This window comes from Neoroseomonas oryzicola (assembly GCF_012163135.1).
GTDB lineage: Bacteria > Pseudomonadota > Alphaproteobacteria > Acetobacterales > Acetobacteraceae > Neoroseomonas > Neoroseomonas oryzicola.
Window position 1 is genome coordinate 101,787 of sequence record NZ_JAAVUP010000010.1, and the last position, 25,907, is coordinate 127,693.

A 25,907-nucleotide genomic window follows, 5' to 3' on the forward strand; every position below is an offset into this window, starting at 1 on the left:
GCGCCCCTCTCGGAAGCCATCACCGCTTCAGCACCGCCCTGACCACTTCCGCGCACCCCTGGTGCCGGGGCCCTTCGTCCAGCGCCACCGTCCCTTCCAGCAGTTCGAGCACCTCGAGCCCCGCGAAGTGCTGCTCGACCAGTGCGCGCGACCACAGCAGCGAGACATCCTTCGGCCCGCCGCTGCGCCGGCCTTCCTGCGCCGGCGTGAAGCATTCCATCACCAGCAGCCCGCCGGGCGCGAGCGCGCGCATCGCGCCGGCGCAGGCCGCCGCGCGGTCCGCGGGCGGAAGATGCACGAAGATCCAGGCGATCAGGTCGAAGCCGGCGTCCGGCCAGTCCCACACGGAGACATCCGCGGTCACCGTCCGCAGCCCGACGCCGCGCCTCCCCGCCAGCGCCGCCGCCTTCGCGAGGCCGACCGGCGACCAGTCGACCGAGGTCGTGACCAGCCCCTGTTCCGCCAGCCAGACGCCGTTGCGGCCCTCGCCGTCGCCCACCGCCAGCGCGCGCATCCCCCGCCGCAGCCGGTGGGCCTGGGACAGCAGATACAGGTTCGGCGCCTCGCCGAACTGGAAGCCGCCGCCGGCGTAGCGTTCGTCCCAGGCGAGCGAGGTGCTCATGCCGGCAGCACCACCGGCTGCGGGTCGAGGAAGGTCTGGAACCAGGACAGCGAGAAATGCAGGTGCGGCCCCGTCACCCGCCCCGTCGCACCGGACAGCGCCACGCGATCGCCCTTCGCGACCATCTGCCCTTCCCGCACCTCGAAGGCCGAGAGATGCGCGTAGAGCGTGTTCACGCCGTGCCCGTGGTCGATCACCACCAGATTGCCGAAGAAATGGAACTCGTCCGCGAGCGTCACCCGCCCCGCCGCCGCGGCCTTGAGCGGCGTGCCCGTCGGTACCGCGAAGTCGAGCCCGTAATGCGGCTGCCGCGGCTGTCCGTTCAGGATGCGCCGGCTGCCATAGACGCCGGAGATCCGCCCGCTCGCCGGAGGGGCGAAGCCCTCGGCGAAGCCGGTCAGCGCGCTGTCCACCGCGCGCACGGTCGCGAGCTTCTCGCGCTCGCGCAGGATGCGCTGCAGCGTCTCCTCGTCGGGCGTGACCTGGGACGGCGGCAGGCCGTTGATGCGTTGTTCCTGCCACTGCCGCCGCGCGATCGACAGGCGCCGCTCCTCCCGCCGCCCGCCGGGCTCGGTGACGGACAGCGTGGCACTCGGCCCCTGGTCGCGCCCGAAGCCGAAGGCGAAGGCGCCATCCGCGGCGACGCGCACGGCACGGCCATCGAGGGCGAGGCGCGTGCCGGGCGCGGCACGGCCGACGACGAAGCCGCCTTGCGCGAGGCCGCGGTCGGGGAAGGACACGGCGGCGGCAGGGCGGGACAACAGCAGGGCCGGGGCGGCCAGTACCGCGCGGCGGGAGATCGTGGAGGGGCCTTGCCCCTCCACACCACCCCACCAAAGGCCGAAAGGCCTTTGGGAACCGATACGGGCGCCGGCCAGGCAAGTCCGCGGCCGGGCATCGAAGATCTTCACAGCAATGATCCCTGTTCCGGCGCCGATCCCTTGCGGCGCGGCGCGCCCCCTTCCGCCTGCGCGCGAACGTCACCATCGGCGAAGGTCAACCGCAGCGCCTGGCCCGGCGCGACGCGCTTCGCGGCCGTCACCGGATGCCCCTCCGCGTCCCGCACCAGCGCAAAACCACGCGCGAGCACCGACTGATACGACGCGCTCTCGAGCCGCGCCGACAGCCCCTCCAGCACCGCTCGCTTCTGCCGCACCAGCGCCTGCACCGGCGCCGGCGACAACCGCGCCAGTGCCGGCGCACGCGCCCGCGCATCGCGCTGCCGCCCCCAGGCCGCCGACAGCCGCAGCGACAAGGCCTGAACCGCGGCGCGCCGCGCCAGGATCCCCTCGCGCGGATGCGGCACGCGCAGCCCCGCCAGCGCTTGCCGCCGCGCGCCCAGCAGCGACACCAGCGCCCGCGGCAGCCGTTCCCCGATATCGTCCAGCCGCTGCCGCGACTGCGCGAGCCGCGCCGGCACGTCCGGTAGCCCGCGTTCCGCCCGCAACAAGCGCAGCCGCGCCCCGTTCAGCAGCCCCGCCGCCGCCTGCGCCAGCCGCGCCCCGGTCTGCGCCAGCCCCGCCATCAGGTCCGCCCGCGCCGGCACCGCCAGTTCGGCCGCCGCCGTCGGCGTCGGCGCCCGGCGGTCCGAGGCGAAGTCGATCAGCGTCGTATCCGTCTCATGCCCCACCGCGCTGATCAGCGGGATGGAACAGGCGGCGGCGGCGCGGACCACGATCTCCTCATTGAAGGCCATCAGGTCCTCGAGCGACCCGCCGCCGCGCGCGACGATCAGCACGTCCGGCCGCGGCACCCGTCCGCCCGGCGCGATGGCGTCGAAGCCGCGGATGGCAGAGGCGATCTGCTCGGCCGCGCCCTGCCCCTGCACCATCACCGGCCACAGGATGATCCGGCGCGGGAAGCGCCGCGCGATCGTCGTGCGGATGTCCTGGATGACCGCGCCCTTCTCGGAGGTCACCACGCCGATCACGGCGGGCAGGCGTGGGATGGGCTTCTTGCGCGCCTCATCGAACAGGCCTTCTTCCAGCAGGCGCTTGCGCAGCGCCTCGATGCGCGCGAGCAGCGCGCCCTCGCCGGCATATTCCAGCCGCTCGATCACCAGCTGGTACTTCGACCGGTCGGCATAGGTGGAGATCCGCCCCGTCGCGATCATCTCCACGCCGTTCTCGGGCAGCGTGCCGAGGTTGCGAACGGCGGACTTCCAGATCACCGCCTCGATCTTCGCATCCGCATCCTTCAGCGACAGGTAGATGTGGCCGGAAGGATACCGCTTCATCTCGGTGATCTCGCCGCGCACGCGCACGCGGCCGAAGGCGCCCTCGAGGGTGCGGCGGATCGCCCCCGCCAGGTCCGAGACGGCATATTCCGGGATGTTGGTGGTCGCCGGGGTGTCCATCCGGCCACCCTATGCTAAGGCGCCGCCCGTCAGAAGCGGGGTGCGCGCGATGAAGGTCCTGGTGGTCGGCGGCGGCGGTCGTGAACACGCGCTGTGCTGGGCGATCGCGGCCTCCCCGCTGCTGAGCAAATTGTGGTGTGCCCCGGGCAATGCGGGCATCGCCGAGGTCGCGGAATGCGTGGCGATCGATTCGCTCGACATCCCGGCCCTGGTGGCCTTCGCCACGACACACGCGGTTGACCTTGTGGTGGTCGGCGGCGAGCCGCCGCTGGTCGCGGGCCTCGCCGACGCCTGCGCCGCCGCCGGCATCAAGTGCTTCGGCCCGAGCCAGGCCGCCGCGCGCCTTGAAGGCAGCAAGACCTTCACGCGGGAGGTCGCCGACGCCGCCGGCGCCCCCGGCGCGCGGTGGCAGCGCTTCACCGACCCGGCGGCCGCGAAGGCCTATGTCCGGGACCAGGGCGCGCCCATCGTGGTGAAGGCCGATGGCCTCGCCGCCGGCAAGGGCGTGGTCGTCGCCGCGACGGTCGAGGAAGCCGAGGCCGCCATCGCCGACATGATGGAATCCCGCATCCACGGCGACTCCGGCGCGACCGTGCTGATCGAGGAATGCCTGATCGGGCAGGAGGTCTCCTTCTTCGCGCTGTGCGACGGGACGACGGCGCTGCCCCTCGGCGCCGCGCAGGACCACAAGCGCGTGGGTGACGGCGACACCGGCCCCAACACCGGCGGCATGGGCGCCTATTCGCCCCCGCCGGTCTTCGACCAGGCGATGCAGGACGCGACCATGTCCCGCATCGTCCGGCCCGTGCTGGCGGAGATGGCGCGGCGTGGCACCCCCTTCCGCGGCGTGCTCTTCGCCGGGCTGATGATCACCGCGGACGGCCCGCGCCTGATCGAGTTCAACGTCCGCTTCGGCGATCCCGAATGCCAGGCGCTGATGGTGCGGCTGCGGTCCGACCTGCTGCCCGCCTTGCTCGCCGCCTGCGACGGGGAACTGGCGCAGTTCGACCTGCGCTGGGAGACCCAGCATTCCCTCGTCGTGGTGATGGCCGCGCAGGGCTATCCGGGGTCCTACGCCAAGGGCAGCGAGATCCGCGGCCTGGAACGCGCAGCGCAGGTCCCGGGCGTGCAGGTCTTCCACGCGGGGACGTCGCGGCGGGACGACGGCGCGCTGGTCGCAACCGGCGGACGCGTGCTCGGCATCACCGCCACGGGCGCCACGCTGAAGGAGGCCCAGGCCGCGGCCTATGCGGCGGTCGATGCGATCGACTGGCCGGGCGGCTTCTGCCGGCGCGACATCGGCTGGCGGGCCCTCTAGGCCCCGCTTGCCTTCGAGCCTGCAGCGGCCCATTCTGTAGCGATCGTTAAAAAAGACCGTCGCGCGCGCCGGTCTTCCGCCACGGATCGGGACGCGATGGGCAAAGCAGCGGCCGGAGGCGCACCCCGTGGCTTCCTGGGCCAGGCCTGGGCCGGGGCGGCGGCGACGGCCTCCGGCAACGGGCTGGCGCGCTTCGCCTTCGTGCCCCTGTTCCCGGCCATGGTCGCCGCCGGCTGGGTCGATGGGGCGGAGGCCGGGGTGCTCGGCGCCGTGACCCTGCTCGGCTCGCTCATCGGCACTCTGGGCGGGCGGCATGTCGCGCTGCGGCTGCCGGTGCCGCTGCTGCTCGACCTCGGCATGGGAACCATCCTCGTCTCGCTGCTTGCCTGCGCCTGGAACGGCGGGCTGTGGTGGCTGATGCCCTGGCGGCTGCTCGCCGGCATCGGCGGCGGCATCCTGATGGCGCTGGCCGGCCCGGCCGCCGTGGCCGCCGCGCCGGCCGACCGCCGCGGCATGGCGGGCGGCATCGTCGTCGCCGGCGTCGGCCTCGGCATCGCCGGCGGTGCGCTGGCCGTGCCGACCTTCCTGACCGCCGGCGGCGTGGCCGGAAGCTGGGCGGGGCTGGCGGGCCTGGTCGGGTTGCTATGGATTGCGGCGCGCGGGTCCTGGCCGCTCGCGACCCCCGATCGCGCCGGCGGCGCGGCGCCCGCCGGCGGCACGCTGCTGATCGCGACCTATGCGCTGCACAGCGCCGGCATGGTGCCGCCGATGGTATACCTCGCGGACCTCGCGGTCCGGGGGCATCACCTCGCGCTCGGCATCGGCTCGCTGCTCTGGTTCGCCTTCGGCGCCTCGGGCGTCGCCGGCGGCATGCTCGCCGGCCGCCTCGCCGACCGGTTCGGCAGCCGCCGCGTGCTGATCGGCCTGCTGGTGACGCAGGCGACGGCGCTCGGGCTGTGCATGCAGCCGGTGACGGCGCTGATCATCCCGGCGGCCGCATTGGCGGGCTTCGCGGCGGTCGGCACGACGACGGTCATCCTCGCCCTCGCGCGCGATGTCGCCGGGCCGCAGGCGACCTTGCTCTGGGTCCGCTGCACCGCCGCCTTCTCGGTCACGCAGGCGGGCATCGGCTTCCTGCTCGCCGGCGTCTTCGCGGCGACCGGCGAGAGCCATGCCGTGATCTTCGCCATCGGCACCGGCTTCTCGCTCGCCGCCCTGATCTCCGCCCGGTACCTCTGACCTTGGCCGCCTAGGCGACCAGCGCGTCGATCGCCTTCGCCAGCGCCACGTCCCGGGCGCTCAGCCCGCCCGCGTCATGGGTGGACAGCGTGATCTCCACCCGGTTCCACACGTTGAACCATTCCGGGTGGTGATCCTGCTTCTCGGCGAGCAGCGCGACGCGGGACATGAAGCCCCAGGCCTCGCTGAAATCCTTGAAGCGGAAGGTGCGGGCGATGGCGTCGCGGCCCTCGACCATCGCCCAGCCGGGCAGGTCCCGCGCCAGCGCCGCCCGTCCCGCCGCGTCCAGTTTCTCGACCATCGCGCCCTCCTTCGCTTGACGCCGGCAGGGCCGCCCGCGCATGGAGCGCCATGCGCTTCTCGACCCCGCCCGGCCTCGATGACCTCGTTGAGATGGCCGAGCACGCGCTCGCCGCAATCCCCGCCCCGCTGCGCGACCTCGTGCGCGGCACCGCCATCCTCGTCGAGGACACCCCCGACGACGAGATCACCCGCGACATGGGCCTCGAAAGCCCCTGGGAACTGACCGGCCTCTACCAGGGCGTGCCGCTGACAGCGAAGTCGGTCGGCGACATCCCGCGCGAACCGGACCGCATCCTGCTGTTCCGCGAACCCATCCTGCTCGAATGGATCGAGACCGGGGAGGACTTGTTCCGCCTGGTGCGCAACGTCCTCATCCACGAGATCGGCCACCATTTCGGCCTGTCGGATGACGACATCGCGCGGCTTGAGGAAGACGACTAGGTCGTCGCCCGATCGCGCGGCACCGGCTACCCAACGACAGTCTCCTGGATGGGTGGCCGGGTGGGGGTGCGGGCCGGTGCCGTTTCCGGCAGGACCGGAAGGCGCCCTACCGGTTCTGCCAGTTCGGCTTGCGCTTCTCCGCGAAGGCCTTCGGCCCCTCGATGTAGTCCTGGCTGTCCCGGTTGCGCTGCTGCGACGGATACATGGTGGTGATCGCCGTCTCGAGCGTCTGCTCGTCGAGCCCCGCATAGACGCATTGCTTCGACGCGCGCACCGCGAGCGGCGAGCATTCCAGGATCTGCGCCGCCCAGCGCTTCGCCCCGGCCAGCGCCTCGCCCTGCGGCACGACCTCGTTGACGAAGCCGAGCGTCTTGCCTTCGGCCGCGCTCACACGCCGCCCGGTCAGTATCATGCCGAGCGCCTGCTTCTGCCCGATCATGCGCGGCAGCCGGTGCACGCCGCCCGCGCCCGCGACCAGGCCGACGCGCGGCTCCGGCAGGGCGAAGACCGCGTTCTCGGCGGCGACGACCAGGTCGCAGGCGAGCGCAATCTCGAAGCCGCCGCCCATGGCGATGCCGTTCACCGCGGCGATCAGCGGCTTGTCGAGGTTGAAGCGCAGCGTCAGCCCCGCGAAGCCCGAAGGCGGCGTCGGCCCGCGCTTGCCGGCCGCCTGCACCTTCAGGTCGTTGCCCGCGGAAAAGGCGCGATCGCCCGCGCCGGTGACGATCGCGACCCAGAGGTCCGGGTTCGCCGCGAATTCGTCCCACACCTTCTCGAGCTCGAAATGCGCCTCGCTGTGCAGGGCGTTCATCACCTCGGGCCGGTTCAGCGTGACGATGCGCAGGCGGCCTTCGTCCTCGACGCGGCAGTATTTCAGTTCGCTCATCGACCCAGCACCTCCTCGTTGTGTTCGCCCAGTTTCGGCGCGCCGCGCTGCGACCGCGGACGGACGCCGTCGAAGGCGATCGGCAGCCCGACCACCTTCGGCCCGCCGGGCAGTTGCTGCACGATCTCCATGGCGGCGAACTGCTCGCTCGCCACGACCTCGCCGATATCGTTGACCGGTGCGCAGGGCACGCCCGCGCCTTCCAGCGCCGCGATCCATTCGTCGCGCGGGCGCGTCTTCAGCACCGCCGCGATCAGCGGGATCAGCGCGGGCTTGTTGCGCACGCGCGCGGCACCTTTCGCGAAGCGCTCATCCGTCGCCCATTCCGGATGCCCCAGCACCTTCGCGCAGCGCGCCCACAGCCTGTCATTGCCCGCCGCGAGGCACATCGGCCGGTCCGCGCAATCGAAGACCTGGTAGGGCACGATCACCGCGCCGCCCGTGCCGTGGCGCTTCGGCACGTCCCCGGTCGCGAGGTGGTTGTTCACCTGCCCCTCGACCCAATGCACCGCCGTCTCGAACAGGGAGGTGTCGACCAGCCCGCCCTTGCCGGTGATGTCGCGCCGGCGCAGCGCGCCGAGCGCGCCGATCACGGTGAACATCCCCGTCGCCTTGTCGTTGATGGACGCGCCGCAGAAGGTCGGCGGATCCTCGGGGCGGCCGGTGACGCTCATCATGCCGCCATAGGCCTGCAGCAGCGGGTCGAAGCCCGGCTTCATCCTCATCGGCCCACGGTCGCCGAAGGCCCAGATCGAGCAATAGATCAGCTGCGGATGCCGCCCGAGCATCGCATCAGGCCCGATGCCGATCTCCTCCACCACGCCGGGGCGCAGGTTCTGGATCAGGATGTCGGCGGTCTCGCACAGGCGGTGCAGCGCCTCGACGTCCTCGGCCTTCTTGAGATCCAGCGTGATGGATCGCTTGTTGCGGTTCTGGCCGTGGAAATAGAGCGAGGTGACGCCATCCGCCGCGAAGGGCGGGCCCCAGCCGCGCGCATCGTCGCCGCCATCGGGCTTTTCCACCTTGATCACGTCGGCCCCCATGTCGGCCATGATGGCGCCGGCGAGCGGCCCGGCCAGCGCCTGGCCCACCTCGATCACGCGTACCCCGTCGAGCGGCAGCATTCCTCGCATTCCCTCCTGCAGTCCTTGCGGCCAGCATAGGCCCCGCGCGCCCTTGCCGGCAGAGGGGGGGCCGCTACCCTGCGCGCGATGCCCGACGCCGAAGACTTCCGCGCATGAGCGCGCCCCGCAGCCGCTGGGCGGAACTCGGCATCCTCGCCGCCTCGCGCGCCGCCATGGGGGCGCAGTTCCAGGTGGTCGGCGCGCTCGGGCCGCTGCTGATCGGCACGCTCGCGGCGGACTGGACGGAGCTCGGCACGCTGATCGGCGCCTATTCGCTCGCGGGCATCGCCATCGCGCTGCCGGCCGGCTGGGTGATGGCGCGCATCGGGGACCGGGCAGTGCTGCTCTGGGGCGTGGGGCTGATGGGCCTCGGCGGCGCGGTGCTCGCGCTGGCGCCGGGCTTCGCGGTCGCCATCGCCGGGCGGTGCGTCGCGGGCCTGGGCGGCGCGCTGCTGTCGATCGCCTGCGCCAAGATGGTGCTGGACCGCTTCCACGGGGCCGCGCTCGCGCCCGCACTGGGATTGATGCTGATGGCCTGGCCCTGCGGCATCGGCATCGCGCTCGTCGTGCTGCCGCTGCTCGGGACGGATTGGCGCGCCGGGCTGTGGCTGTCCGCCGTCGTCTGTGCCGCATCCTTCCTGCCGCTGTGGTTCCTGTTGCCCCGCGGGGATGGCGGGGGGGCGGCGCCGGCCCGGCGCGGCGGCCTGCTGCGGAGCGAATGGGCGCCGCTGCTCAGCGCGGGGACCATCTGGGGCTTCTACAACGCGGCCTTCGTGGTGGCGTTGGGCTTCGGGCCGGCCTTTCTGGTCGCGCGCGGCTGGGGCACGGACCAGGCGGGCATCGCGGCCTCGCTGGTCGGCTTCGGCATCCTGCCGCTGCTGCCGATCGGCGGCGCGCTCGCCGAGCGCTGGGGGCGGCCGGTGCTGACCGTCATCGCCTGCATGGCGGGCATGGCCGGCTGCCTGCTCGCGGTCGTCGCAGGGTTCTCGCCCTGGGTGTCGCTGCTGCTGTTCGGGCTGATCGCGGGCCCGCCGGCCTCGCTGGTGATGGCGATGGTGGGCCGCGCGCTCTCGGCGCCGAGCCGCGCCTTCGGCATGGGCGTCCACTACACGCTGTTCTACGGATCGCTCGCCGTGCTGCCGCCGCTCGCGGGCCTTGCGCGCGACGTCACAGGCGCGCCGGAGGCGCCGCTGCTTGCCGGCGTCGCCTTCCTCGGCATCGCGCTCGCCGCGGTGCCGGTGTATCTGCGCCTCGCGCCCCGGAGCACCGCATGACCGCCCCGCCCGATCCCGACGCGCTGCACCCGATGCCGGAACACCCGGGGATGGTCTTCCTCAAGCCCCTGCTGGCGCGGACCCCGCAGGTCGCGAACGTCATCGCGGGCGACTTCTCCTACTATCACGACCATGAGGACCCGCTGCGCTTCCTCGAGCTCTGCGTGCGCTACAACTACGGCTTCGGCAGCCTTGCGATCGGGCGCTACTGCGCCATCGCACATCGCGCGACCTTCCTGATGCCGGGCGCCAACCACGCCATGGCCGGGCCGTCCACCTACCCCTTCGGCATCATGGGCGGCGCCTTCGCCGAGGCGCTGCCGCTGACCGAGTATCCCTGGCGCGGCGGCGGGCCGATCGTGGTCGGCAACGATGTCTGGCTCGGCACGGAATGCCTCGTGCTGCCGGGGGTGACGATCGGGCATGGCGCGGTCGTCGCGGCGCGCGCGGTCGTCTCGAAGGACGTGCCGCCCTATGCCGTCGTCGCGGGGAATCCCGCGCGGGTCGTGCGGATGCGCTTCGACGCCGATACCATCGCCGGGCTGCTCGACATCGCCTGGTGGGACTGGCCGGCGGAGCGCGTGGCGCGCGCCGTGCCCGCGCTGGTGAAGGGCGACCTCGCCGCGCTCACTCGCGCCTGAGCACGCCGTCGACCAGCCGGTCGGCCCAGGGGGTGCTGCGGAACTCGGCGCGCAGCGCGTCTTCCGAATAGTCGTCCCGCACCCAGTCGAGGAAGGGCTTCGGCCCCTTCTCCTTCACGAAGCCCGCATAGGTGCGGAAGAAGGCGTCGAGGATGCCGGTCCGCGCCGCCGCGACGTGACCGTAGCGCAGCGACAATTGATCGAGCGCCTGTTCCACCGGCCGCCCCTGCAGCAGCAGCCACAGCCCGGCGGCGAGCCCGGTGCGGTCCGCGCCCGACTTGCAGTGGATCAGCGCCGGTTCCTGCATCCGCGCGAAGATGCCGGCGAGGCGCAGGATGCGGTCCTTGTGCGGCGCGCCCCGGCTCTCGAGCGGCGCGTCGATATGCTCGAGCCCGAGATCTGCCGCTGCCTGCCGCCCGAGCGCGTCGGACCCGCAGGCCTCCCGATGGCCGCGCAGGTTGATCACGGTGCGGATGCCGTAGCGCCGCACCGCCTGCTCGAGCTGCCAGGGCATCGGGTGGTTGGAGCGGTACAGCCGCCCGCTCTCGACCACGCCCCAATTGCGCCAGCCGAGGCGCAGGAGGGCATGGTCGACGAAGAGGCTGTTGAGCCAGGCAGCCCGGCGGCTGCCCGGCGATGCGAGGTCGCGGTCGGACATGAGCGGCGGAGCTTATAGCGGCCGCGGGGGCGGTTGGCATCCCGGGGGCGAGGGACATCCGTCAGGGCCTCTCGCGCCCCTGGATCACTGGACCTCGGTGGGGCGGGCAGGCTGAGGCTCCGAAGGATGATGCCGGCACGGCCGGAGTTCGGGCGATGCCGTCGGAGGGCCCGATGCGTCTTGCACGCGCGTCTTTTTGTGATCACACTATGGAGAATAATGCGATTTCAAAGGAAGGCGTCCCTCATGCACAACGATATCCCGACAGGCACGGCGTGCGCACCAAGGTTCACTGCGCCGCGACCCCGCTAGCACCGGGATGTCTTGCGCAGCCGAGTCTGGTCGCGCCGCGGCGCCGATCGCACGGCGCGCGCGTGCCTCGACGACGGCTCAGGCCGCCTTGCTGTCTGCTCCAGCCGCGACCGCGGCTCGCCAGGCACCGCACGACCACATGAGGGCTCCGTGACGATCCATTCGACCCGCCGACAGATCTTCCTCGCCGCCGGCACTCTTGGCGCCGGTGCCTTGCCGCGGTTCGCGCTTGGCCAGGCCGCCACGCCGCCGAAGCCTGACCGCATCGTGGTCAATGCCTCGGGCGGTTCGATGTCGAGCAACCTTCGGCGCTTCTACTTCTCGGCCTTCGAGCGCGAGCACGGCATTCGCGTGGTCGACACCTCCCCGGTCGATTTCGGCAAGCTTCGCGCCATGGTCGCGAGCGGCAATCCCGAATGGACCGTCACCGAGATCGGCGGCCAGGATGCGGCACGCGCCAAGGAGCTGAACCTGCTGGAGCCGATCGACACCAGCATCGTCGACCTCACCGGCTTTCCGGCCATCGCGCGGCAGTCGCACGTCTATGTCGGCGCGACCTCATCGACCGCGCTGGGCTATCGCACCGACGTCTTCCCGGACGGCACGCATCCGAAGGGCTGGGCGGAGTTCTGGGACGTCCGGCGCTTCCCCGGCGCGCGGTCGATGCGCAACCACCCGGTCGACAACCTCGAATTCGCGCTGCTCGCCGACGGCGTGCCGATGGACCGGCTCTATCCCATCGACATGGACCGCGCCTTCCGCAAGCTGGACGAGATCCGCCCGCACATCGCGGTGTGGTGGACGACCGGCGCGCAGCCGGCGCAGATGCTGGTGGACCGCGAAGTCGTGCTCGCCACCGGATGGAATGGCCGCTTCTTCGAACTCACCCGTCGCGGCGCGCCGGTGAACACGGAATTCACCGGCGGCTCGCTCAAGACCAGCGCCTGGGGCATCCCGCGCGGCACGCGGAATGCCTATTGGGGCCAGCAGCTGTTCCGCACTATGACCAATCCGCGCCTGCAGGCCGCCTACGCGACCGAGCTGTCCTATGCCGGGCTGAATCCGGAGACGATCAGCTTCGTGCCCGAGGACATCCGCCCGCTGCTGCCCGCCGCCCCCGCCAACCTCGAGAAGCAGTTCTGGATGGACCTCGCCTGGTGGACCGAGCACGGCGCCCGCGCGCAGGAACGCTGGAACCGCTGGATGCTGCAGCGTTGAGAACGCCAAAGGGAGGTGTGACGATGACGATCCTGACGAACCGACGGGGCCTCCTGCAGGCCGCCGGCGGCATCGCGGCCGCAGGCCTGCCCCTTCCGGCCTTCGCCCAGGGCGCCGCACCACCCAAGCCCGACCGCATCGTGGTGAACGCCTCGGGCGGCGGCATGGCGACCAATCTCCGCCGCGCCTATTTCGTCGAGTTCGAGCGCCTGCACGGCATCCGCGTGGTTGACACCTCGCCGGTCGATTTCGGCAAGCTCCGCGCGATGGTCGCGAGCGGCAATCCCGAATGGACCGTCACCGAGATCGGCGGCCAGGATGCCGAGCGCGCCAAGGAGCTCAACCTGCTGGAGCCGATCGACACCTCGATCGTCGACCTGTCGCGCTACCCGGCGGTGGGGCGCCATTCGCACGTCTTCGTGGGCTCCGCCTATTCCACCGCGCTCGGCTACCGCAGCGACGTGTTCCGCGACGGATCGCATCCGAAGGGCTGGGCGGAGTTCTGGGACGTCCGGCGCTTCCCCGGCGCGCGGTCGCTGCGCAACCATCCGGTGGACAACCTCGAATTCGCACTCCTCGCCGACGGCGTGCCGATGGACCAGATCTATCCGATCGACATGGACCGCGCCTTCCGCAAGCTGGACCAGATCCGCCCGCACATCGCGGTGTGGTGGACGACCGGCGCGCAGCCGGCGCAGATGCTGGTGGACCGGGAAGTCGTGCTCGCCACCGGCTGGAACGGGCGCTTCTTCGAACTGTCGCGCCGCAATGCGCCAGTCGGCACCGAATTCGCGCAGGGCTCGTTGAAGTCCAGCGCCTGGGGCATCCCCCGCGGCACCCGCAACGCCTATTGGGGCCAGCAGCTGCTGCAGGTCATGACCAACCCGCGGCTGCAGGCGATGTATGCGACCGAGCTGTCCTATGCCGGCCTGCATCCGGACACGGCGAGCTTCGTCGCCGAGGACATCCGTCCGCTGCTGCCCACGGCGCCGGCCAATCTCGAACGCCAGTTCTGGCTGAATGTGGGCTGGTGGACCGAGAACGGCGCCCGCGCGCAGGAACGCTGGAACCGCTGGATGCTGCAGCGGGGCTGAGACAGGCGCGTGGAACTCTCGGTCAAAGGCATCGTCCGCCGTTTCGGACAGGTCGTGGCACTCGGCGGCGTCGACCTCGACGTCGCCGAGGGCGAATTCCTCACCATCCTCGGCCCGTCCGGCTCGGGCAAGACGACCTTGCTCAAGACCGTCGCCGGCTTCGAGATCCCTGACGAAGGGCGCGTGCTGCTGGGCGGCGAGGACGTCACCCTCGCGCCCCCGCGCCGGCGCGATGTCGGCATGGTGTTCCAGAACTACGCGCTGTTCCCGCATATGAGCGTGGCGCAGAACGTCGCCTTCCCGCTGGAGATGCGCCGCCGCCCGCGCGAGGAGATCGCGCGCCGCGTCGCCGAGGCGCTGCGCCTGGTGGAACTCGAGGGCTATGGCGAGCGGCTGCCGCGCCAGTTGTCGGGCGGGCAGCAGCAGCGCGTCGCCCTGGCGCGGGCCATCGTCTTCGGGCCGCGCCTGCTGCTGCTGGACGAACCCTTCGGCGCGCTGGACCGCAAGCTGCGCGAGGCACTGCAACTCGAGGTGCGGCGGCTGCAGCGGCGGCTGCGCCTGACCACCCTGTTCATCACGCATGACCAGGAGGAAGCCCTGATCATGTCCGACCGCATCGCGGTGATGGACAAGGGGCGCATCGAGCAGGTGGGGCCGCCGGGCGATCTCTACGCCCGCCCGGCGACGCGCTTCGTCGCCGACTTCCTCGGTGAATCGAACCTTCTCGACGGCGCGGCAAGGAACCGCAGCGCCTCCATTCCCGGCTTCGGTGCGGTGCCACTGCCGGCCGGCCAGCCGGACGGGCCCGTGACGCTGCTGCTGCGGCCCGAGGCGCTGCGCGTCGCCGCCGATGCCGCCGCCATGCCGTGCCGCGGCCAGGGCAGGGTGGTCGAGACCGTCTTCCTCGGCCAATCCGCCAAGCTGCGCCTGGCGCTCGACGGCGGCGGCGAGGTGCTGGCCCGCCTGTCGCTTCGCCCGTCAGATCCGCCGCCCGCGCGCGAGGGCGAGACGGTCGCGATCGGCTTCGCCCCGGAGGACCTGCATGTCGTCCCCCGGGGATAGCCGGCGCACCATCGCCCGGCGCCGCGAGACCGCGCTGTTCCTGCTGGCCGTTCCGGCCTTGCTGCTGCTCGGCATCATCTTCGCCTGGCCGGTGCTGCGGCTGCTGGCCATGTCGGTCGAGGACGGCACGCTCGCGAATTTCGAGAAGGCGACGCTCGACGAGCTGTACCTGTATGTCCTCTTCGACAGCGTGAAGATCGCCGCCATGGTCATGGCGATCTGCCTGGTGGTCGCCTATCCGGTGGCCTTCTGGCTGTCACGGGCCGGCCGATGGGGCGTCGCGCTCGGCATGTTCGCCCTGCTGCTGCCCTTCTGGACCTCGGTGCTGGTGCGGACCTACGCGTGGTTGGTGCTGCTCGGGCGGAACGGCGTGGTCAATCGCTGGCTGCGCGACGCCGGGTTGATCGAGGCGCCGCTGCCGCTGCTGCACAACACCTCGGGCGTGCTGATCGGCATGGTGCATGTGCTGCTGCCCTACATGGTGTTCCCGATCTACGCCTCGCTGCTGCGGATCGACCCGGATCTGTCGCGGGCGGCCGAGGGCCTCGGCGCGCCGGCCTGGCGGTCCTTCCTGCGCGTGACCTTCCCGCTCTCGCTGCCGGGGGTATCCGCGGGCTGCGCCCTGGTCTTCGTGCTGTCGCTCGGCTTCTTCATCACGCCGGCGCTGCTCGGCGGCGGGCGCGTCATCATGGTCTCGATGCTGATCGAACAGCAGGTGCGCGAGTTCCTCGACTGGCCCTTCGCCGCGGCGCTGTCCACGGTGCTGCTGGTGGCGACGCTCGCGATCTACGCGCTGATCGGGCGCATAACCCGGGGCGCGCGCCATGCGTAGGCGCCGGGGCGTCAGCCAGATCCTGCTCGGCCTGTTCGCCGGGCTGGTCTTCGTGTTCCTGCTGCTGCCGCTGGCAGTGGTCTTCCCGATCTCGCTCTCCTCGGCGGCCTACCTGCAGTTCCCGCCGCCCGGCTTCTCCTGGCAGTGGTACCAGCGCTACCTCGATGACCCGAGCTGGATCGACGCGACCATCCGAAGCGTGAAGGTGGCGAGCCTGTGCACCGTGCTCGCCATGGGGCTCGGCGTGCCGCTCACCTTCTTCCTCGTGCGGTCCCGCCTGCCGGGCGTGCGGGTGCTGGACCGCCTGGCGGCGGCGCCGATCATCGTGCCGACCATCATCATCTCCATCGCGCTCTACGGCGTCTTCGCCCGGCTGCAGCTCATCGGCGAATGGTACGGCGTGGCGGTGGCGCACACAGTCCTGGCGCTGCCCTTCGTCGTCATCCTGGTCAGCGCCGGCCTGCGCGGCTTCGACGAGGCGCAGGAACAGGCCGCGGCCGGCCTCGGCGCCGGCTGGCCGGCGATCATATGGCGCGTCACGCTGCCGCAGCTGCGCCCCTCGCTCGTCTCCGCCGCCTTCCTGTCCTTCATCAGCTCCTTCGACGAGCTGGTGCTGGCGATGTTCCTCTCCGGCGCCTCGATGACGCTGCCGAAGAAGATGTTCGACAACATCATGATGGAGATCGACCCGACCATCGCGGCGGTGTCGGTGCTGCAGATCCTGCTGGTCGGCGTCGCGCTCGGCCTGACCAGCCTGTTCGGCCGTGGCGCGCTGACCACGACCATGACGCGCTGAGGACGACCATGGACAGTTCCGTCTTCCACCCCGACTTCAAGGCCAAGCCCTTCTGGTGGGAAGCCATCGCGATGGGCGAGGACGACCCGCCAGCGGAGCTGCCGCCGAAGGCCGATGTCGTCATCGTGGGTGGTGGCCTCACCGGCCTCAACTGCGCGATCGAGCTCGGCCGCGGCGGCACCAGGGCCGTCGTGCTCGATGCCGAGCCGCTGGGCTTTGGCGCCTCGACCCGCAACGGCGGCGGGGTGTCCGGCGGCAACAATGTCGGCAAGGGCCTGTCGGGCGCGAAAGGCCGGCAGAGCCCCGAGGAGATGCGCGACTGGCTGCGCGCCATCATGGGCGATGCCTCCGAGGGCCTGGCCCATATCGAGGCGCTGGTGCAGCGCGAGAACATCCAGTGCTTCTACGAGCGCACCGGCCGCTTCGTCGGCGCCTGGACGCCGAAGCACTACGACGGCATGGCGGCGAAGATCGACACGCTGAACGAATTCGCCAATGCCGACGCGTCCATGCTGCCGCGCGCACGCCAGCGGGAGGAGATGGCCTCCGACTACTACTACGGCGGCATGCTGGTGAATCGCACCGGGAAGATCCATCCGGGGCTCTATCACCGCGGCCTGATGCAGGCGGCGCAGCGCTGCGGGGCCACCCTTCTCGGCCGCACCAAGGCGGGCGCGCTGACGCGCACGGCGACGGGCTGGCGCGTCGAGACGTCGCGCGGGCCGATCGAGGCGGGCGAGGTGGTGATCGCGACGAATGGCTATACTGGCTCGTTGACGCCGGACCTCCGGCGCCGGCTGATCCCCGTCGCCTCGCACATCATCGCGACCGAGGAACTCGACCCCGAGCTCGCGCGCAGCCTGATCCCGAACCAGCGGACGCTGGCGGACAGCCGGCGCATCCTGACCTACTACCGCATGTCGCACGACAACAAGCGCGTCATCTTCGGCGGCCGCGCACGCTTCACGCAGGTCACGCCGGAAGTCTCGGCGCCGATCCTGCATGCGATGATGCTGGCGCGCTGGCCGCAGTTGAAGGGCGTGCGGGTGACCCATGCCTGGACCGGCAACGTCGCCTTCGCCTTCGACTACCTGCCGCATATGGGCGTGACGCAGAAGGGGCTGCACTACGCCATGGCCTGCAACGGCGCCGGCGTCGCCATGCTGTCCTACCTGGGGGCCGAGGTCGGCAAGAAGCTGCTCGGCAAGTCCAACAAGCTGCCCGTCTTCGACGGGCGCGATTTCCCCACCCGCGCCTTCTACACCGGCAATCCCTGGATGCTCCCGATGGTCGGGAGCTGGTACCGCTTCCGCGACTGGCTGGACAGGAAGGCGGCCTAGAGCCATTTCCGTGAGCATCCTCACCCGATCAGGTGATTCCACCTGATCGGGATCTGCTCTGGCGCAGGGGGATGGCATGAGCGGTCCGGTCTTCTACCTCGTCGAGATGGACCCGGCCGCCGAAGCCCTGCCAGCCTTCGCCGACCGTTGCGCGTCGGTCCACCCGACGCATCTGTTCAGCGCGGACTTCGCGCACTGCACATCCTGCATCGGCGTGTCCGGCACGATGTCCGTGCTGGACATCTACCAGGCCGATGATTGGAAGCTGTTCCACCGCCCCGCCTTCGAACGCCATCGCGGCCGCGACGCGCCGACCGGCCCGCGGGCCCGGAGCAAGATGGTGATCCGGCGATAGCCATATCGGCCGTGCCGCGGCGCCAGCCGGACGATGTGCCAGCCGCGAAGCTCGCTTCGCTCGCCGCGCCGCGGCCGCCACGTCAACGCGGCAGCAGCCCCTTCACGCGCTCGAAGGTACGGTCCAGGTGCTGGCCGAGCACCGCGGCCAGCGCCTCCCCGTCGCGGGCCTGCAGCGCGGCGATCATCGTTTCATGCTCCGCCACCGCGCCGGCCCAGTTCTCGGGCCCGGCATTGCCGATGAAGCGGATATGGCGCATGCGCGACTGGATCGCCTCATGCGCGCGCACCAGCGCGGCGTTGTCCGACAGGGCGACGATCGCCGTGTGCACGGCCTGGTTGAGCTTGAAGTAGGCGAGCCTGTCGCGCGCGGCGTAGCGGTCCATCATCTCCCGATGCAGCGCGACGACGGCGGCGATCGCGGCGTCGGTCGCCACCTCGCAGGCGAGCCGCCCGGCCAGCCCTTCCAGCGCCTTCAGCACCGCGAGGTTGTCGGCCATGTCCTTCATGGTGAGCCGCCGCACCACCGCCCCGCGCGCCGGCACCAGCTCGACCAGGCCTTCGCCCGCGAGCACGCGCACCGCCTCCCGCAGCGGAGACCGCGACACGCCGAGCTGGGCGCAGAGCGCGACCTCGTTGATGCGTGCCCCCGCCGGGATCACGCCCTGGGTGATCATGTCCCGCAGCCGGACCGCGACATCCTCCTGCAGGGATCGCCGCACGATGCGTCCCCCGGCCTGCGGTTCCTCGAGATCGGCCGCCCCCATCCAACTGCTCCAGTCCCCGCGCGGCGCGAAGGTCGCTTGACGCCCGCCCGATGGCGATATTACGACATTATGACTGCATACAAAATTGCAACCAGTGATGGAACTTCTCGGTCGGCCAAACGCGGCGACGGGATGCTCGGGGAACAACGATGTCCAAGGACGCATCCCTCGCCGGCCTGCCGCGCCTCGCCCTCGCCATGGGCGACGCCGCCGGCATCTCCCCCGAACTGACGGCCAAGGTGCTGGCCGATGACGCGGTCCGCTCTGCCGCGGAGATCACCGTCATCGGCGATGCGCGCGTGCTGGCCGAAGGCGCCCGCATCGCCGGTCTCGCGCTCGACATCGACCTGGTCCGCGACGGGGAGGTGCCGCCGCGCCGCACCCCGGGCCGCCCGCTGCTGGTCGACCTGCAGCACTGCGATCCCGCCGACGTGCCGCGCGGCGAGATCTCCGAACAGGGCGGCCGCTTCGCGACGCGCAACTTCCTGCGCGCCCTGAAGATGGCCGCGGCGGGGGAGGCGGACGCGGTCTGCTTCTCCCCCTTCAACAAGGCGGCGATGCGCCTGGTCACCCCGGGCTACGAGGACGAGATCGGCTTCACCGCCGAGGCCATCGGCTTCCACGGCACGGCCAAGGAATTCAATGTCCTCGAGGGGCTGTGGAACGCGCGCGTCACCTCCCACGTGCCGCTGAAGGACGTCGCAGCGCTGCTCACGCAGGACGCGATCCTCGACAATCTCCGCCTGACGCATGAGGCGCTGCGCGCCGCCGGCGTCGCACGCCCGCGGATCGCCGTCGCCGCGCTCAACCCGCATGCCGGCGACAACGGCAATTTCGGGCGCGAGGAGATCGACGTCATCGGCCCCGCCGTGGACGCCGGCCGGCGCGCGCAGATCGCCTGCGATGGGCCCTTCCCGGCGGATACCGTCTTCGTCCGCGCCAAGCGCGGCGACTTCGACGCCGTGCTGACCATGTACCACGACCAGGGCCAGATCGCGATGAAGCTGCTCGGCTTCGAGGCGGGCGTGACCCTGCTGGGGGGCTTCCCCTTCCCGATCTGCACGGCGGCCCACGGCACGGCCTACGACATCGCCGGCAAGGGCATCGCCCATCCCGGCGCCATGCGCAACGCGATGCTGCTCGCCGCCCGCATGGCCCATCGCAACGCAGCTGCCTCCGAAGGACCTGCCGCATGACCGACGACGCCCCGCCCAAGCTGCGGTCCCGCGCCTGGTTCGCCCGCCAGGACAAGATGGGCTTCTACTACCGGTCCTGGCTGCGCAACCGCGGCCTGCCCAACGACCAGTTCGACGGGCGCCCGGTGATCGGCATCTGCAACACCTGGTCCGAGCTCACGCCCTGCAACGGCCATTTCCGCACCGTCGCGGAACACGTCCGCTACGGTATCCTCGAGGCCGGGGGCTATCCCCTCGAATTCCCCGTCATGTCGCTGGGCGAGACGCAGCTCCGCCCGACCGCGATGCTCTACCGCAACCTCGCCTCCATGGACGTGGAGGAAGCGCTGCGCGCCAATCCGCTCGACGGCGTGGTGCTGCTGATGGGCTGCGACAAGACCACGCCCGCCCTGCTGATGGGCGCGTCGAGCGTCGACCTGCCCACGATCGGCGTCTCCGGCGGCCCGATGCTGAACGGCCACTACCGCGGCCAGAAGATCGGGTCCGGCACCAACACCATCTCCATGAGCGAGCAGCTCCGCGCCGGCGAGATCACGCTGCGCGAATTCCACGAGGCCGAAAGTGCGATGTCGCGCTCGGCCGGGTCCTGCATGACCATGGGCACCGCATCGACCATGGCCTGCATGGTGGAGGCGCTGGGCGTCGGCCTGCCCGGCAATGCCGCGATCCCCGCGGTGGATGCCCGGCGGAACGAGCTCGCGCGCCTGGCCGGCCGGCGCATCGTGGACATGGTGAAGGAGGATCTCCGCCTCACGAAGATCCTGACGCGGGAGGCCTTCGAGAACGCGATCCGCACCCTCGCCGCGATCGGCGGTTCCACGAACGCCGTCGTGCACCTGCTGGCGATCGCCGGCCGTATCGGCGTGAAGCTGACGCTCGAGGATTTCGACCGCCTCGCCAGCGAGGTGAACTGCCTGGTGAACCTCCGCCCGTCCGGCGAACACCTGATGGAGGATTTCTACTACGCCGGCGGCCTGCCCGTGGTGCTGAAGGACCTGGTGGAGCGTGGGCTGCTCCATGGCGATGCGCTGACCGCCAATGGCCGCAGCCTCGCCGAGAACGTCGCCGACGCGCAGTGCTGGAACCGCGACGTCATCCACGCCTACGACGCGCCCTTCAAGCCCCAGGCCGGCATCGCGGTGCTGCGCGGGAACCTCTGCCCGGACGGCGCGGTCATCAAGCCCTCGGCGGCGTCCCCGCACCTGCTGCGCCACACCGGCCGCGCCGTGGTGTTCGAGAGCATCGAGGACCTGCACGCGCGCATCAACGACGAGGATCTCGACATCGACGAGAGCTGCGTCATGGTCCTGAAGTACTGCGGCCCCAAGGGCTATCCCGGCATGGCCGAGGTGGGGAACATGCCGCTGCCGCCGAAGCTGCTCCGCAAGGGGGTGCGCGACATGATCCGCATCTCGGATGCGCGCATGTCCGGCACGGCCTATGGCACCGTGGTCCTGCACGTCGCGCCGGAGGCGATGGCGGGCGGCAATCTCGCGCTGGTCCGCAACGGCGACATGATCACCCTCGACGTTCCGGCGCGCAGCCTGCACCTGCATGTCGAGGAGGCGGAACTCGCGGCCCGCCGCGCCGTCTGGACGCCGCCGCCGATCCCGCTCGCCGAGCGGGGCTACACGAAGATGTACGTCGATCACGTGCTGCAGGCCGACAAGGGCGTCGACCTCGACTTCCTGCAGGGCAGCAGCGGATCGCCCGTCGCGCGCGACAACCACTGATCCCGGCACGGACGATCCTGGAGGGACACGCATGACCGACACGACCGCCATGCCGCGCTACCGCGGCGTCTTTCCCGTGGTGCCCACCATCTTCAATGAGCACGGCGCGCTGGACCTGGAGGGCCAGCGCCGCGCCGTCGACTTCATGATCGATGCCGGCTCCGAGGGGCTGTGCATCCTCGCGAACTTCTCCGAACAGTTCGTGCTGACGGACGCGGAGCGCGAGGAGGTGATGCAGGCCGTGCTGAAGCACGTCGCCGGGCGCGTCCCCGTCATCGTCACGACCACGCATTTCGCGACCCACATCTGCGCGGAGCGCAGCCGCCGCGCGCAGGACCTCGGCGCGGCCATGGTCATGATCATGCCGCCCTATCACGGCGCGACGATCCGCGTGGCGGAGCGCGGCATCCACGACTTCTTCCAGCGCGTGTCGGACGCGATCTCGATCCCGATCATGATCCAGGACGCGCCCGTCGCCGGCACGCCGCTCTCGGCACCCTTCCTCGCCCGCATGGCGCGCGAGATCGCCAATGTCGCCTATTTCAAGATCGAGGTGCCGCAGGCCGCGGCGAAGCTGCGCGAGCTCATCGAGCTCGGCGGCGATGCCATCGTTGGTCCGTGGGACGGGGAGGAGGCGATCACCTTGATGGCCGACCTCGATGCCGGCGCCAATGGTTCGATGACCGGCGGCGGCTTCCCCGACGGCATCCGCCAGATCACCGATCCCTACCTGGCCGGGCGGCGCGAGGACGCCGTCGCCGCCTATGCCCGCTGGCTGCCGCTGATCAACTACGAGAACCGGCAATGCGGCCTGCTCGCCGCCAAGGCGCTGATGGAGGAGGGCGGCGTGATCCGCTGCGGCATGGCGCGACACCCGATCGCGCAACTCCACCCGGCCACGCGCGCAGGCCTGATCGAGATCGCGCGGCGGCTCGATCCGCTCGTATTGCGCTGGGGGCGGTGAACGCCGGGACGTTCGCCCCGCCCTCGAACCCTGCGGCTTTTCGAGGCGCGGGGACCAAGCATCGAGCGTGCCGTGGAATGGCACCCGTAACGTCGCGAGGAGATCGCCTTCGTGCTGCGGCACGGCCGATACGCGAAGGCGGCGACCTCGGCATGGTCGTGCTCGCGGATGGCCGGCTTCTACCGAAGGGAGGACATCGGGCGAACCGCGGTGCCCACCGCCCAGCGGCGGGCACCCATGCGGCCGCGTTGAATGCGCCGGCCCATGCACCACGATAGCCGAGCGGCGTCACGACCGTCCGGGGGCCAGGGACCAAGCGATCGCGGCCGGCAGCGTGCTGTTGCCGGATCCGGCAGCGCTAGGTCGGGCACGTCGTCGAACCGCAGCGTCAGCGTCGGACGCTCGACGCCGCAGCCAGCGGGCTGCTCCGTGACGACGACGGTCCCGCCCGCCACACTCTCGTGGACCCAACCTAGCCACGAGCTATACTCACCGACTGAACGAAACAGAGAGTTCATCCACCATGGGATCGGCTGACGGATCCGACACGGCCGTGCGGGAGGATGCCGCGGAGACCGTTCGCCGCCGCGCGCCCGAGCAGACCCGCCGCGAGATCCTCGAGGCCGCGACCGCGGAGTTCAGCGAAAAGGGCTTCGCCGGCGGGCGCGTGGACGACATCGCCGCCCGGATGCGCACCACGAAGCGCATGATCTACTACTACTTCGGCGGCAAGCAGCAGCTCTACGCGGCGGTCCTCGAACGGGCCTATGGCGGGATGCGCGACGCGGAAGCCGCCCTCGACATCGACGGGCTGCCCCCGATCGAGGCACTGCGACGCCTGGTGGAGGTGACCTTCGACCATCACGCCGCGCATCCCGAATTCGTGCGCCTGGTGAGCGTGGAGAACATCCACGAAGGACGGAACGTCGCCGCCTCCCCGGTCATCCGGGAACGCAACGCGGCGGTGATCAGCACGCTCGTCGCGCTGATCGATCGCGGCGAGCGCGAAGGCGCGTTCAGGCCGGGGCTCGATGCCCTCGACCTGCACATGCTGATCTCCTCCTTCTGCTTCTACCGCGTGTCGAACCGCCACACGCTGAAGGCGATCTTCGGCCGCGACGGACGCGCGCCGGACGTCGCCGCGGCGCACCGGCGCATGATCACCGAGGCGATCCTGCGCTACGTCGCGCCCTGAGCCACCGCCGCGGCCGACATGTCCGCGAAGTGGCGCAGCATCCGCTCCGCATCGGGCTCGCGCCCGGTGAACAGGCGGAAGGCGTCCACCGCCTGGAACACGGCCATGCCGCCCCCGTCCAGCGTGCGGCAGCCGATCGCGCGCGCGGCGCGCAGCAAGTCGGTCTCGAGCGGGAAGTAGACGATCTCGGCGACCCAGAGCGCCGGGCGCAGCAGCGCGACGGGCAGCGGCGTGCCCGGCAGCTTGGCCATGCCGACCGGCGTGCAGTTCACGATGCCGTCCGCCGCCGCCACCGCGGCGGGCAGGTCGGCGCAGGCCTCGGCGCGGCCGGCACCGAAGCGGCCCCGCAGGTCGGCGGCGAGCGCTTGAGAGCGGGCTTGGTCGGTGTCGGCGATCGTCAGCCGGCCAACACCCTCCGACAGCAGCGCCTGCGCGACCGCGGAACCCGCGCCGCCGGCGCCGAGCTGGACGACGCGGTCCCGCGCGACGCCGGGCAGCCCGCGCCGGAACGCCTCGGCAAAGCCGGTGAGGTCGGTGTTGTGCCCGATGCGGCGGCCATCCTTCAGCACGACGGTGTTCACCGCCCCGAGCGCGCGCGCGCCCGGCGAGAGCTCGTCTAGCAGCGGCACCACCGCCTGCTTGCAGGGATAGGTGATGTTGAGCCCGGCGAAGCCCATCCATTCGGCCGCGCACAGCAGGTCGGGCAGCGCCTCCGGGCCGAGCTTCAGCGCGTCGAGATCGATGCGTCGGTAGACCAGGCGCAGCCCGTGCTCGGCCCCTTCGCGTTCATGCATCGCCGGCGTGCGCGAACCGCCGATCCCCTGGCCGATCAGGCCGGCGAGCAGGGCGGGGGCTTGGTCCCAGCGGGTCATGGCGGCGTTCCTCCAGGCGGTCGCGGCGGTGACGATTCCGCTTGACCTGATTTTGTACGAACTAGTACATACACGTCAACACGGAAGGCGAAAGCGGAACGATCCGCCGGCCGCCGTGCAGGGAAATCGTTCAGGGAGCAGCGAAATGTCGCTCGATCGTCGTCGCCTCGGCCTCGGGGCCCTCAGCCTTCTCGCCACCGCCGCCGGCGCCACGCGGTCGGCCCGCGCCCAGGGCGCGGACGCCTATCCGGGCACCCGCCCAATCACCATCGTGGTCGCCTGGGCGCCCGGCGGGTCGACCGACTTCGTCGCCCGCGTCGTGGCGCAGGCGCTGTCGCGCGAACTGGGCGGCAGCGTCGTCGTGGACAACCGGCCGGGCGCCTCGGGCACGGTGGGCCATGCCTCGGTCGCGCGGGCCCGGCCGGACGGCTACACGCTGCTGCTCGGCGTGAACTCGACCTACGCCATGTCGCGGCACCTGTTCCCCAACCGCGGCTATGACGACGACACGGCCTTCGCGGGCATCGGCCGCGTCGCGGTCTCCCCGATCTTCCTTTGCGTCAATCCGCGCATCGGCGTGCGGACCATCGCCGAGCTGGTCTCGAAGGCGAAGGAAGCGCCGGGGCGCATGTCCTATGCCTCCTCCGGCGCCGGCTCCTCGGCGCATCTCGCGACCGAGTTGTTCCTGCGCAGCGCCGGCATCCAGATCGAGAACGTCACCTATCGCGGCGGCGCCCCGGCCGTGCAGGCGCTGATCACCAACGAGGTGCAGGTCGCGATGGTGGACGGCGTCACCGCGCTGCCGCTGATGCAGGCCGGCCAGATCCTCGCGATCGGCGTCAGCACGCTCGAGCGCAACCCGCTCGCGCCGACGGTCCCGACCATTGCCGAGAGCGGCTTCCCCGGCTTCGAGGCGACCAGCAACTTCGCGCTGCTCGCCCCGGCCGGCACCCCGGCGCCGATCGTCGCGCGCCTCGCCGCCGCCAAGGACGCGGTGATGCGCAACCCCGAGGTGCTGGAACGGCTCCGCCAGAACTCGATCTTCCCCACGCCGGGCACGCCCGACCAGTGGCAGGCCTACTACCGGGCGGAAACCGCGAAGTGGGGCGAACTGATCCGCGCCCGCGGCATCACCGCGGAGTGAAGCGCCCGCGGCGGCGGGGGCCACCCCGCCGCCGCCCCGCCACGTCCTGACCGAGGAGCGCGGCCATGGCCGGCGAGCCCTGCATCATCTCCGTCGCGATCACCGGATCGGTGCCGCGCAGGAAGGACAACCCGGCGCTGCCGGTGACGGTCGCCGAGCAGATCGA

27 protein-coding genes are annotated in these 25,907 nt (G+C 71.3%); 18 read left to right on the plus strand and 9 right to left on the minus strand.

All coding sequences use genetic code 11. From position 1 onward, the window contains the following. Nucleotides 1–19: 19 nt before the first annotated feature. From GWK15_RS21335 to xseA, 3 genes are all read right to left on the minus strand, one after another. Nucleotides 20–622, minus strand: a complete 603-nt coding sequence (locus GWK15_RS21335; RefSeq protein ID WP_168043416.1) for a methyltransferase domain-containing protein — start codon at nucleotides 620–622, stop codon at nucleotides 20–22. After that, entirely contained in the window at nucleotides 619–1,362 is a 744-nt protein-coding gene (locus tag GWK15_RS21340; protein WP_338147308.1) for a M23 family metallopeptidase, read from the minus strand. Before GWK15_RS21340 ends, GWK15_RS21335 begins: the two co-directional genes overlap by 4 nt. A 167-nt stretch (nucleotides 1,363–1,529) precedes the next feature. Next, a complete protein-coding gene (gene xseA, locus GWK15_RS21345; protein ID WP_168043417.1) occupies nucleotides 1,530–2,978 on the minus strand; it encodes an exodeoxyribonuclease VII large subunit in 1,449 nt (482 codons plus the stop codon). Between the two features lie 49 nt (nucleotides 2,979–3,027). On the opposite strand from xseA, the gene purD reads away from it, so the two are divergent. Together purD and GWK15_RS21355 are read left to right on the plus strand one after the other, a co-directional pair. Continuing rightward, complete coding sequence (purD, locus tag GWK15_RS21350; RefSeq protein ID WP_168043418.1) at nucleotides 3,028–4,296, plus strand: phosphoribosylamine--glycine ligase; 1,269 nt, start codon at nucleotides 3,028–3,030, stop codon at nucleotides 4,294–4,296. Nucleotides 4,297–4,392: 96 nt separating this feature from the next. Next, nucleotides 4,393–5,535, plus strand: coding sequence for a YbfB/YjiJ family MFS transporter (locus GWK15_RS21355; protein WP_168043419.1), 1,143 nt, complete (start codon nucleotides 4,393–4,395; stop codon nucleotides 5,533–5,535). 10 nt (nucleotides 5,536–5,545) lie between these two features. Here the strand turns inward: GWK15_RS21355 and GWK15_RS21360 are convergent, their stop codons facing one another. Continuing rightward, nucleotides 5,546–5,836, minus strand: coding sequence for a 4a-hydroxytetrahydrobiopterin dehydratase (locus GWK15_RS21360; RefSeq protein WP_168043420.1), 291 nt, complete (start codon nucleotides 5,834–5,836; stop codon nucleotides 5,546–5,548). Nucleotides 5,837–5,886: 50 nt separating this feature from the next. Between GWK15_RS21360 and GWK15_RS21365 the strand changes: the two genes are divergently transcribed. After that, nucleotides 5,887–6,279, plus strand: a complete 393-nt coding sequence (locus GWK15_RS21365) for a metallopeptidase family protein (protein WP_168043421.1) — start codon at nucleotides 5,887–5,889, stop codon at nucleotides 6,277–6,279. A gap of 106 nt (nucleotides 6,280–6,385) precedes the next feature. On the opposite strand, the gene GWK15_RS21370 is transcribed toward GWK15_RS21365, so the two are convergent. Together GWK15_RS21370 and GWK15_RS21375 are read right to left on the minus strand one after the other, a co-directional pair. Beyond that, entirely contained in the window at nucleotides 6,386–7,165 is a 780-nt protein-coding gene (locus GWK15_RS21370; RefSeq protein WP_168043422.1) for an enoyl-CoA hydratase-related protein, read from the minus strand. Beyond that, nucleotides 7,162–8,289 carry a CaiB/BaiF CoA transferase family protein gene (locus GWK15_RS21375; protein ID WP_209442338.1) on the minus strand — a complete coding sequence of 376 codons (1,128 nt, stop codon included), beginning with the start codon at nucleotides 8,287–8,289 and terminating at the stop codon, nucleotides 7,162–7,164. Before GWK15_RS21375 ends, GWK15_RS21370 begins: the two co-directional genes overlap by 4 nt. A 113-nt stretch (nucleotides 8,290–8,402) precedes the next feature. Here GWK15_RS21375 and GWK15_RS21380 point away from each other — a divergent pair, with 113 nt between their 5' ends. Both GWK15_RS21380 and GWK15_RS21385 read left to right on the plus strand, forming a co-directional pair. Then, nucleotides 8,403–9,563: an MFS transporter gene (locus GWK15_RS21380; protein WP_168043424.1), complete on the plus strand. Its 1,161-nt coding sequence runs from the start codon at nucleotides 8,403–8,405 to the stop codon at nucleotides 9,561–9,563. After that, nucleotides 9,560–10,204, plus strand: a complete 645-nt coding sequence (locus GWK15_RS21385; RefSeq protein WP_168043425.1) for a CatB-related O-acetyltransferase — start codon at nucleotides 9,560–9,562, stop codon at nucleotides 10,202–10,204. The genes GWK15_RS21380 and GWK15_RS21385 overlap by 4 nt, the downstream gene beginning before the upstream one ends. On the opposite strand, the gene GWK15_RS21390 is transcribed toward GWK15_RS21385, so the two are convergent. After that, nucleotides 10,191–10,862 carry a tyrosine-protein phosphatase gene (locus GWK15_RS21390; protein WP_168043426.1) on the minus strand — a complete coding sequence of 224 codons (672 nt, stop codon included), beginning with the start codon at nucleotides 10,860–10,862 and terminating at the stop codon, nucleotides 10,191–10,193. The genes GWK15_RS21385 and GWK15_RS21390 overlap by 14 nt on opposite strands. 462 nt (nucleotides 10,863–11,324) lie before the next feature. On the opposite strand from GWK15_RS21390, the gene GWK15_RS21395 reads away from it, so the two are divergent. From GWK15_RS21395 to GWK15_RS21425, 7 genes are all read left to right on the plus strand, one after another. Further along, a complete protein-coding gene (locus GWK15_RS21395) occupies nucleotides 11,325–12,392 on the plus strand; it encodes an ABC transporter substrate-binding protein (protein ID WP_338147309.1) in 1,068 nt (355 codons plus the stop codon). A 23-nt stretch (nucleotides 12,393–12,415) separates the two neighbouring features. After that, complete coding sequence (locus GWK15_RS21400) at nucleotides 12,416–13,486, plus strand: ABC transporter substrate-binding protein (RefSeq protein ID WP_168043427.1); 1,071 nt, start codon at nucleotides 12,416–12,418, stop codon at nucleotides 13,484–13,486. A 9-nt stretch (nucleotides 13,487–13,495) separates the two neighbouring features. Further along, entirely contained in the window at nucleotides 13,496–14,548 is a 1,053-nt protein-coding gene (locus GWK15_RS21405) for a polyamine ABC transporter ATP-binding protein (RefSeq protein WP_168043428.1), read from the plus strand. After that, a complete protein-coding gene (locus tag GWK15_RS21410; RefSeq protein ID WP_168043429.1) occupies nucleotides 14,529–15,380 on the plus strand; it encodes an ABC transporter permease in 852 nt (283 codons plus the stop codon). Before GWK15_RS21405 ends, GWK15_RS21410 begins: the two co-directional genes overlap by 20 nt. Continuing rightward, nucleotides 15,373–16,176, plus strand: coding sequence for an ABC transporter permease (locus GWK15_RS21415; RefSeq protein ID WP_168043430.1), 804 nt, complete (start codon nucleotides 15,373–15,375; stop codon nucleotides 16,174–16,176). Before GWK15_RS21410 ends, GWK15_RS21415 begins: the two co-directional genes overlap by 8 nt. Nucleotides 16,177–16,184: 8 nt before the next feature. Then, nucleotides 16,185–17,516 (plus strand): NAD(P)/FAD-dependent oxidoreductase, encoded by a 1,332-nt coding sequence (locus GWK15_RS21420; RefSeq protein ID WP_168043431.1) that lies wholly within the window; start codon nucleotides 16,185–16,187, stop codon nucleotides 17,514–17,516. A gap of 76 nt (nucleotides 17,517–17,592) precedes the next feature. Continuing rightward, on the plus strand, nucleotides 17,593–17,871 hold the full coding sequence (locus GWK15_RS21425; protein WP_168043432.1) for a hypothetical protein: 279 nt from the start codon (nucleotides 17,593–17,595) through the stop codon (nucleotides 17,869–17,871). An 82-nt stretch (nucleotides 17,872–17,953) separates the two neighbouring features. On the opposite strand, the gene GWK15_RS21430 is transcribed toward GWK15_RS21425, so the two are convergent. Continuing rightward, on the minus strand, nucleotides 17,954–18,637 hold the full coding sequence (locus GWK15_RS21430; RefSeq protein ID WP_168043433.1) for a GntR family transcriptional regulator: 684 nt from the start codon (nucleotides 18,635–18,637) through the stop codon (nucleotides 17,954–17,956). Between the two features lie 149 nt (nucleotides 18,638–18,786). On the opposite strand from GWK15_RS21430, the gene GWK15_RS21435 reads away from it, so the two are divergent. The 4 genes from GWK15_RS21435 (at nucleotide 18,787) to GWK15_RS21450 (ending at nucleotide 23,725) form a co-directional block, all read left to right on the plus strand. Further along, the gene (locus GWK15_RS21435; RefSeq protein ID WP_168043434.1) at nucleotides 18,787–19,833 is read left to right on the plus strand and encodes a 4-hydroxythreonine-4-phosphate dehydrogenase PdxA; all 1,047 of its coding nucleotides are present in this window, start codon (nucleotides 18,787–18,789) and stop codon (nucleotides 19,831–19,833) included. Next, on the plus strand, nucleotides 19,830–21,566 hold the full coding sequence (locus GWK15_RS21440) for an IlvD/Edd family dehydratase (protein WP_168043435.1): 1,737 nt from the start codon (nucleotides 19,830–19,832) through the stop codon (nucleotides 21,564–21,566). Before GWK15_RS21435 ends, GWK15_RS21440 begins: the two co-directional genes overlap by 4 nt. A gap of 31 nt (nucleotides 21,567–21,597) precedes the next feature. Beyond that, the gene (locus GWK15_RS21445) at nucleotides 21,598–22,530 is read left to right on the plus strand and encodes a dihydrodipicolinate synthase family protein (RefSeq protein WP_168043436.1); all 933 of its coding nucleotides are present in this window, start codon (nucleotides 21,598–21,600) and stop codon (nucleotides 22,528–22,530) included. Nucleotides 22,531–23,053: 523 nt separating this feature from the next. Beyond that, complete coding sequence (locus GWK15_RS21450; RefSeq protein ID WP_168043437.1) at nucleotides 23,054–23,725, plus strand: TetR/AcrR family transcriptional regulator; 672 nt, start codon at nucleotides 23,054–23,056, stop codon at nucleotides 23,723–23,725. Here the strand turns inward: GWK15_RS21450 and GWK15_RS21455 are convergent. Beyond that, nucleotides 23,710–24,597, minus strand: coding sequence for a shikimate dehydrogenase (locus GWK15_RS21455; RefSeq protein WP_168043438.1), 888 nt, complete (start codon nucleotides 24,595–24,597; stop codon nucleotides 23,710–23,712). The two genes, GWK15_RS21450 and GWK15_RS21455, sit on opposite strands and share 16 nt — an antisense overlap. Before the next feature lie 145 nt (nucleotides 24,598–24,742). Here GWK15_RS21455 and GWK15_RS21460 point away from each other — a divergent pair, with 145 nt between their 5' ends. Together GWK15_RS21460 and GWK15_RS21465 are read left to right on the plus strand one after the other, a co-directional pair. Beyond that, the gene (locus GWK15_RS21460) at nucleotides 24,743–25,741 is read left to right on the plus strand and encodes a Bug family tripartite tricarboxylate transporter substrate binding protein (protein ID WP_168043439.1); all 999 of its coding nucleotides are present in this window, start codon (nucleotides 24,743–24,745) and stop codon (nucleotides 25,739–25,741) included. A 65-nt stretch (nucleotides 25,742–25,806) separates the two neighbouring features. Beyond that, a partial coding sequence (locus GWK15_RS21465; RefSeq protein ID WP_168043440.1) for a 3-keto-5-aminohexanoate cleavage protein occupies nucleotides 25,807–25,907 on the plus strand: 101 nt, incomplete at its 3' end.

Coding starts and splice junctions, on each gene's coding strand:
- GWK15_RS21335 (WP_168043416.1), bottom strand. CDS start 622: ATGAGCACCTCGCTCGCCTGGGACGAACGCTACGCCGGCGGCGGCTTC.
- xseA (WP_168043417.1), bottom strand. CDS start 2,978: ATGGACACCCCGGCGACCACCAACATCCCGGAATATGCCGTCTCGGAC.
- purD (WP_168043418.1), top strand. CDS start 3,028: ATGAAGGTCCTGGTGGTCGGCGGCGGCGGTCGTGAACACGCGCTGTGC.
- GWK15_RS21355 (WP_168043419.1), top strand. CDS start 4,393: ATGGGCAAAGCAGCGGCCGGAGGCGCACCCCGTGGCTTCCTGGGCCAG.
- GWK15_RS21360 (WP_168043420.1), bottom strand. CDS start 5,836: ATGGTCGAGAAACTGGACGCGGCGGGACGGGCGGCGCTGGCGCGGGAC.
- GWK15_RS21365 (WP_168043421.1), top strand. CDS start 5,887: ATGCGCTTCTCGACCCCGCCCGGCCTCGATGACCTCGTTGAGATGGCC.
- GWK15_RS21370 (WP_168043422.1), bottom strand. CDS start 7,165: ATGAGCGAACTGAAATACTGCCGCGTCGAGGACGAAGGCCGCCTGCGC.
- GWK15_RS21375 (WP_209442338.1), bottom strand. CDS start 8,289: ATGCTGCCGCTCGACGGGGTACGCGTGATCGAGGTGGGCCAGGCGCTG.
- GWK15_RS21380 (WP_168043424.1), top strand. CDS start 8,403: ATGAGCGCGCCCCGCAGCCGCTGGGCGGAACTCGGCATCCTCGCCGCC.
- GWK15_RS21385 (WP_168043425.1), top strand. CDS start 9,560: ATGACCGCCCCGCCCGATCCCGACGCGCTGCACCCGATGCCGGAACAC.
- GWK15_RS21390 (WP_168043426.1), bottom strand. CDS start 10,862: ATGTCCGACCGCGACCTCGCATCGCCGGGCAGCCGCCGGGCTGCCTGG.
- GWK15_RS21400 (WP_168043427.1), top strand. CDS start 12,416: ATGACGATCCTGACGAACCGACGGGGCCTCCTGCAGGCCGCCGGCGGC.
- GWK15_RS21410 (WP_168043429.1), top strand. CDS start 14,529: ATGTCGTCCCCCGGGGATAGCCGGCGCACCATCGCCCGGCGCCGCGAG.
- GWK15_RS21415 (WP_168043430.1), top strand. CDS start 15,373: ATGCGTAGGCGCCGGGGCGTCAGCCAGATCCTGCTCGGCCTGTTCGCC.
- GWK15_RS21420 (WP_168043431.1), top strand. CDS start 16,185: ATGGACAGTTCCGTCTTCCACCCCGACTTCAAGGCCAAGCCCTTCTGG.
- GWK15_RS21425 (WP_168043432.1), top strand. CDS start 17,593: ATGAGCGGTCCGGTCTTCTACCTCGTCGAGATGGACCCGGCCGCCGAA.
- GWK15_RS21430 (WP_168043433.1), bottom strand. CDS start 18,637: ATGGGGGCGGCCGATCTCGAGGAACCGCAGGCCGGGGGACGCATCGTG.
- GWK15_RS21435 (WP_168043434.1), top strand. CDS start 18,787: ATGTCCAAGGACGCATCCCTCGCCGGCCTGCCGCGCCTCGCCCTCGCC.
- GWK15_RS21440 (WP_168043435.1), top strand. CDS start 19,830: ATGACCGACGACGCCCCGCCCAAGCTGCGGTCCCGCGCCTGGTTCGCC.
- GWK15_RS21445 (WP_168043436.1), top strand. CDS start 21,598: ATGACCGACACGACCGCCATGCCGCGCTACCGCGGCGTCTTTCCCGTG.
- GWK15_RS21450 (WP_168043437.1), top strand. CDS start 23,054: ATGGGATCGGCTGACGGATCCGACACGGCCGTGCGGGAGGATGCCGCG.
- GWK15_RS21455 (WP_168043438.1), bottom strand. CDS start 24,597: ATGACCCGCTGGGACCAAGCCCCCGCCCTGCTCGCCGGCCTGATCGGC.
- GWK15_RS21460 (WP_168043439.1), top strand. CDS start 24,743: ATGTCGCTCGATCGTCGTCGCCTCGGCCTCGGGGCCCTCAGCCTTCTC.